The sequence below is a fragment of the Shewanella sp. YLB-07 genome (assembly GCF_009377275.1).
This window is the reverse complement of the sequence record NZ_VOQB01000008.1, coordinates 300,934-307,011: the sequence shown is the minus strand read 5'-3', so window position 1 is coordinate 307,011 and position 6,078 is coordinate 300,934. Positions and strand designations below refer to the sequence as shown.

General features: G+C 52.3%; 6 protein-coding genes. 4 read left to right on the top strand and 2 right to left on the bottom strand.

The window, feature by feature from the left end:
* On the bottom strand, positions 1-191 hold a 191-nt coding region (gene tnpA / locus FS373_RS32190; protein ID WP_416221769.1), incomplete at its 3' end, for an IS66 family insertion sequence element accessory protein TnpA.
* A gap of 359 nt (positions 192-550) precedes the next feature.
* Here tnpA and FS373_RS18915 point away from each other — a divergent pair.
* The gene (locus FS373_RS18915; RefSeq protein ID WP_194165901.1) at positions 551-2,128 is read left to right on the top strand and encodes a hypothetical protein; all 1,578 of its coding nucleotides are present in this window, start codon (positions 551-553) and stop codon (positions 2,126-2,128) included.
* A 163-nt stretch (positions 2,129-2,291) separates the two neighbouring features.
* On the opposite strand, the gene FS373_RS18910 is transcribed toward FS373_RS18915, so the two are convergent.
* Positions 2,292-2,492, bottom strand: a complete 201-nt coding sequence (locus FS373_RS18910) for a hypothetical protein (protein ID WP_152830295.1) — start codon at positions 2,490-2,492, stop codon at positions 2,292-2,294.
* 67 nt (positions 2,493-2,559) lie between these two features.
* Between FS373_RS18910 and FS373_RS18905 the strand changes: the two genes are divergently transcribed.
* The 3 genes from FS373_RS18905 to FS373_RS18895 are packed head-to-tail and all read left to right on the top strand — an operon-like array spanning position 2,560 to position 5,900.
* Complete coding sequence (locus FS373_RS18905; protein WP_152830293.1) at positions 2,560-2,931, top strand: hypothetical protein; 372 nt, start codon at positions 2,560-2,562, stop codon at positions 2,929-2,931.
* A gap of 9 nt (positions 2,932-2,940) precedes the next feature.
* Positions 2,941-4,812 carry a GMC family oxidoreductase gene (locus tag FS373_RS18900; RefSeq protein ID WP_152830291.1) on the top strand — a complete coding sequence of 624 codons (1,872 nt, stop codon included), beginning with the start codon at positions 2,941-2,943 and terminating at the stop codon, positions 4,810-4,812.
* 2 nt (positions 4,813-4,814) lie between these two features.
* Positions 4,815-5,900, top strand: a complete 1,086-nt coding sequence (locus FS373_RS18895) for a ferritin-like domain-containing protein (RefSeq protein WP_152830289.1) — start codon at positions 4,815-4,817, stop codon at positions 5,898-5,900.
* The last annotated feature ends 178 nt before the right edge of the window (positions 5,901-6,078 follow it).

Genomic DNA, 6,078 nt, shown 5'->3' with positions numbered 1-6,078 from the left:
GCCTTCATCAACTCGCTTCTCTTGCGGCTAAAGGTTTTAACGACAAGGTGATGCTGGGAACAAAAATCAACAATCGTTAATTTGCTTTGTTTGTGAAGCTCTATGAGTTCAAGCCATTGTTCTAGTGTCTTATGTTTACGCGAGGCCATCTCAGTGACTCGAAAAGTATCGGTAACAAAGACTCTAGTCACTAACTCCTACAAGAGTTAGGTGTAGATCACCACCCGTTTACCATGCTTTGGGTTGTGGTAGGTAGTCAACCATGACTGTTTGGCCGCCTCTTTATCCTCCCGTCTGTTCGACTTTTTGAGGGCTAAGGCCGAGTTGACTGCCGAGATTGTGGCTCTGCCCCAGTGCCTGTAATGGGGCGTAATACTTGTTTAATTGCGCGGGCGCTACGCTCTTTCATACCTATAACGCTACGCCATAGGTTGATGCTTTTTGGCGTGACAATGGAAGGAGAGTCGTTATCAATACCTTAATGATGAAAGTGGGACTGATAGGCCTGAGTTGCTTGTCTTGGATGATCAGCGCAGCTGATCGTGCCCCGATGGAAAATACCTGCAGTGGTACCTACCCCAGCTATTGGCAGGATGTGCAGCCCAAATTCAGTAACATGTGGTCTGGTCAGACTGTCAGCAATGCTCCCACAGATGGTTGGACTGACCCGGTGTTTCAGTTGTCAGATCGTTATCCCACTCGCCCCGTGGATGATCGCGCCCAGCAAAAATGGCGCGATACCAAGTTCGACGCACTGTTCAAGAGCAATACTGGCCAAGCCACCAAAAAAGCCCTAGCCGATGAATATGCCTGGCTAGTGCTGGAGTACGTCCTCGCTGGCAACATCAATCAACCGGGCCAACTCGACTTCGGTGTCTGTAGTAATCCGGTTCGCCCGTGGTACCACATTCCCTTCCAAACGTATGACGCCATGAGTGGCCGTGAATTTACCCACGGACTCACCCGCGAGGCCCCCGTGACCTTCTCTGTCAATAACGGCACCGGTACCGATAGCTCCACCATGTGGGCCGTGGGGATCTACAATGCCACCGCTGCGTACACGCTTGGCACCATGTGGCCTGCAAGCGGGAAAGCCAAGATCCCCAGCCGCGATATCAGCTTCGATGAAGGGGCTGTGATTGCTAAACCCTTATTCAATACCTCTACTGTAAAGCAGTTGCCCGTCCTCGCCAATATGCCCCACTGGAATGCCAATATTTCCGATCCGGCCTACTGCAAATGTCATTCAGAAAAGGGCAAAGAGGTTGAATGCACCTTGGTGGAAGAAAGCCAGCAATGTCCCCGCAGCTACGTGAAATGGCAAACGGTAAAATTACTGCAATTTGATATCGCCATCAAAGACAGCCGCGCCCAAGGCACAAAATGGGTGTACGGGACCTTTGTCGCCGACGGTCAGCAAAAAGCGCATGAACAAGAACCCTGGAAGCGGGTCAGTTTATTGGGTCTGATGTGGGGCAATGATACCCCGCCTAAGGGCCAATACGCCTACAACTATCCCGCTAACCCCCGTAAAAATGGCTTTAAAGAAACTGTGATTAACTGGGAAACTGTTGACGGGTTAAACCGTGTCAGTGGTGAAGGAGTGATGCGTCAATTGGGCCATTTAGGCTGTAATCAGCGCTTGAACGGTCCTGCGGACAATGACAACTCCTCATGCATGTCCTGCCATGGTACTGCTTCGGTGCCCGATAAGTATTGGGTGACGCCGCCGATGATCTCGCAGTTTTCATCCGCGACAGATCACAGCGATAAACAAACCCAAGAATGTGTGGCTCCTGCACGCTTGCATGCCAATAATGGCATGGACCGCGCAGGCGACCCAGCCACCGTCTCCAATGACGTCAGCTTTGCCGCGTTAGATGCGCTCTATTTCACCAACGTGTTGGCCGGTGTGCCGTTCAACATGACGGCTAACACCCCCAACGGTAAGGTGAATATTATGGGGGAAGGGGTGCCCGCTTACGGGAGTGGCCGTAGCCAGTGGATCTCTTTGGATTACTCGTTGCAATCCTCTATCGCCCTCAAGCAGTGGATGCAATGGCAACACAATCAGCGCCTCGCTGCCGCCACGCGAGTGGTGGATAAATCCCTGCGTCGTAACCGCTAACCCAGTCGTGGGGGCCAGTAGGCCCCTGCGCTCCCCTATTTCTTATCCCATAAATTAACTCAATCAGCGCTCTGGGATAGGGGGTGAGTCCACCGTCTGCATTCGCTCGATTGCAGGTTGCCGCATGCTTTAGCGGGGATTTTAACAGGAAGAGTATAAACCGTTAGCCGGAGAATTGACCGCTGTAATGGCCTGTAATATCGCGTTGCATGGACCTTGCCCATACTCGAGTGGGCATGATGTTTGGCTGACGTGACTCAGAACGTGTGCAATGTCGTCCCGTCCATTTCATGATGCCATAACGGCCCCGCAGCGGGCTGACACCACTACAACCAAGAAGGGACATCATGAGTAATGTAACCATGGCACAGTTTCTTAATATATCCGCGTGGCTAACCGGCTTTGATGAGGTCGAATTGCAAGGCACCGGGATGTGTGAGTCTTATCTTAACACGCTGGAGCAGCAGACGCCCTCTGCTGAATTAACCACCTTTATGGTGCAGGCGGATCGGATCACGCTGCTGGCAAAGGACGATCATGTCAGCGCCGTCAAACACACAATGACCACATTGATGCCAGCCTGGCAATACAACACCCTCGCACAAAAAATCACCTTGATGTGGTACCTCGGTCAGTGGTTCGATGATCCCTCTGATGGCTCGAGTGCCACGCAAATTAACGGGCGGTCTTACATTCAAAGCCTGGTATGGCCAGCTGCCAACACCCATCCACCTGGGGCGAAACACCCCGGTTTTGGCTCATGGTCAGTGCAGCCTCTTAGCGCTCATCGTAACGATAAATAGGATAAAGCCATGAAAAAGACTGAATATGACGTCATTGTGGTGGGCTCGGGTATTGCTGGCGCCGTGCTGTGTAAAACCCTGACTCAGGCGGGTAAGCAAGTCCTGCTATTGGAAGCGGGCCTGGCGGCCGGTATGGCACTGGACGGCGAACAAGATCATCTCAATTATCAAAGTTACCTTGAGCGATTTTATGCCGACGGACTCAAAGCCACTAACACCCCCTATCCCACGCTGAAGGATGCCCCCTCAATCAATGTGTTAGAGATTGAAGCTAAGACCCCTTACGACGGTGACTATCTGGTGCAAAAAGGGCCCTTGCCCTTTGCCAGTGATTGCTTACGGGCGCCTGGTGGCACCACCTTGCACTGGCTCGGCAATGTGCCGCGCATGCTCCCCAATGATTTTAAGATGAACACCCGCTACGGCCGCGGCGTGGACTGGCCCATGACTTATGAGGATTTACGGCCTTATTACGAGATGGCCGAGAACGAAATAGGCGTCGCAGGGGAGGTCACTGCGCAACAAGGCCCTGACATGGGGATCGCCAATTATGGCGAAGATTATGTGTTTCCGATGCAAGCCATCCCGCAAAGCTATCAAGACCAGTTGTGGATCAAACATACCGAGGATCTCATGGTTGAGCTTAACGGGACGCAGTACCCACTCTCCTGTATTAGCATGCCCCAAGGACGGAACGGCGACCCTTGTGTTGATTACCGTTACGGCACCACCGTCTGGAATGACAAGTTGCAGGCATTGGTGTTAACCGACAATGCGCTTCGGTATGAGGTGGTAGGAGCCACGTGGGCTCCTAATACTGGCGCCCGCTGTGAAGGTAACGCGAGTTGTGTGCCCATTTGCCCGGTGCAAGCGAAATACAATGCGCTAAAAACCTTGAAAAAATCGGATTTCAGTCTGCTGGACATTCGCACACAATCGGTGGCGTCACTACTCGAGATTGATCCGGACACCCAGGCGGTCAGTGCGGTGGTTTATAAAGTCTATCACGATCCCAGCGGCAGTGAATATGTCACTAAGCGCGCACAGGCGAAAGTTATCGTGCTCGCCTGCAGCGCCATTGAAAATGCCAAGTTATTGCTGGCATCAAAGGCGGCCAACTCGTCAGATCAAGTCGGCCGAAACCTCATGGACCACCAGGTATTACTGACATGGGGCTTGCTGCCAGAAAAGGGCTACCCCTACCGCGGCCCGGGTTGCACCACGTATATCCCGACTTTCCGTGACGGACCATTTCGTCAAGATCATGCCGCCTGGATCTCACCCATTGATAATTGGGGCTGGTCTTGGCCAACCTTTGCCCCAGGCAGCGATGTGGTGAACGCCGTGGTCGAACAGCAGATGTTCGGCCAGCCATTGCGCCACCATTTGAGTGATGTGGTGCCACGCCAAGCCCTGCTGCATTTTGAGTGTGAGCAAGCCCCTAGCGCCGATAACCGTGTCACGATAGACAAGGACTATCTCGATCAGCTCGGTAACTGTCGCCCGGTCATCGAGTATCACTGTGATGAATATATGCGTAAGTCCTTCGAAGCGGCAAAAAAGGTGTCAGATCAAATTTTCGCCGCTAATCACATTGAAGACCGCACCTTATATAAACCCACCGAGGCCGACTATGTCGAGTACAACGGTCATGGCTATACCTTCAGAGGGGCAGGGCACATCGTTGGCACCCATCGTATGGGCACTTGCGCCGATAATTCCGTGGTTGACTCTGAGCAGCGTACTTGGGATCACCCCAACTTGTTTCTCGCCGGTTGCGGCAACATGCCCACGCTGGGCACTTCCAATCCCACCCTCACTATGACCGCATTGACCTTCGCCGCCGCTGAGTCGATCTTAAAACAACTGAATAAGAGGTGATCATGAGCAACCAACATCAAGCCCCGAATAGCCGAAGCCGTCATAAGTTGCTGCCGCAATTCAACCAATACCCGCGCTGCAATAAAATCACCGATATCGTTGCATTACGTCGGCATTTACAAACGGCCATTGAGATCGAACATGCCACGATCCCGGCCTATCTGTGCGCGCTATATTCGATCAAAGTGGGCAGTAACGCCTTCGCCTATCAGGCGATTCAATCTGTCGTGATGGAGGAGATGCTGCACATGATCTTAGCGGCCAATATCCTCAATGCCATTGGTGGGGCGCCGGCGATCAATAGCCGCGATTTTGTGCCGAAATACCCGGGCTATTTACCCCATAGTGATCAGGCATTTCTGGTGCCGTTACAAAAATTAAGTCGTGACACCATTGAGGTGTTTTTAAAGATTGAAAAGCCCAGTGCCAGTGATGCCCCCGCTCAATATGATGAGTGGAGCACGATCGGTCAGTTTTATGCCGCGATCAGCGAGGCGCTTACTGCCGTCGATGCCAGCACAGAAGGGGGAATATTTCATGGTGATAACAGTAAGCAGTTAACTGAAAACGATTACTACGGTGCTGGCGGTACGCTTTTTGCGGTCACCAACCTCACAAGCGCGCTGCTGGCGATCGAAGAGATTGTCGGTCAAGGTGAAGGGATCTGTGACACGATTTACGACACGGATGTTTACTTTGGAGAGGCGATTGATTACGCCCACTATTATAAATTTAATGAGTTGAAGCATGAACGGTGTTATCAAGAAGGCGATAAGCCTCAGGATGCGCCAACGGGGGCGCCGCTCCACATTGCGTGGTCCGAGGTGCATAACATGCAACCGAACCCTAAAATGGCCGATCACCCAGTAGGCTCGCCATTGTGGCAGCAATCACGTGATTTTAATGTGAGTTATACCGCGCTGTTGGACCGCCTCCACGACAGCTGTAACGGTCAGCCTGAGCTAATCAAACAAGCCATTCCCATCATGTTTGAGCTGAAATACAAAGCGCAGGCGCTGATGAACACGCCCCTGGGGAACGGCATGACCGCGGGTCCCAGTTTTGAACTGATACGGGACGCATGGTGACGTTGCGGCAGGCCTCCTACTAGCGCCATCGTGCTCGGTAATAGTCTGTAATAGAACATGAGGGCTGCAGCCGCTACCTTTATATGCAGTGATGAATTGTCATCACCGATGGCGTGAATGTGATGTCGCAATGGGCGAAGGATAACAGACACAAGATCAGTTAATTTAAACAAGGAAA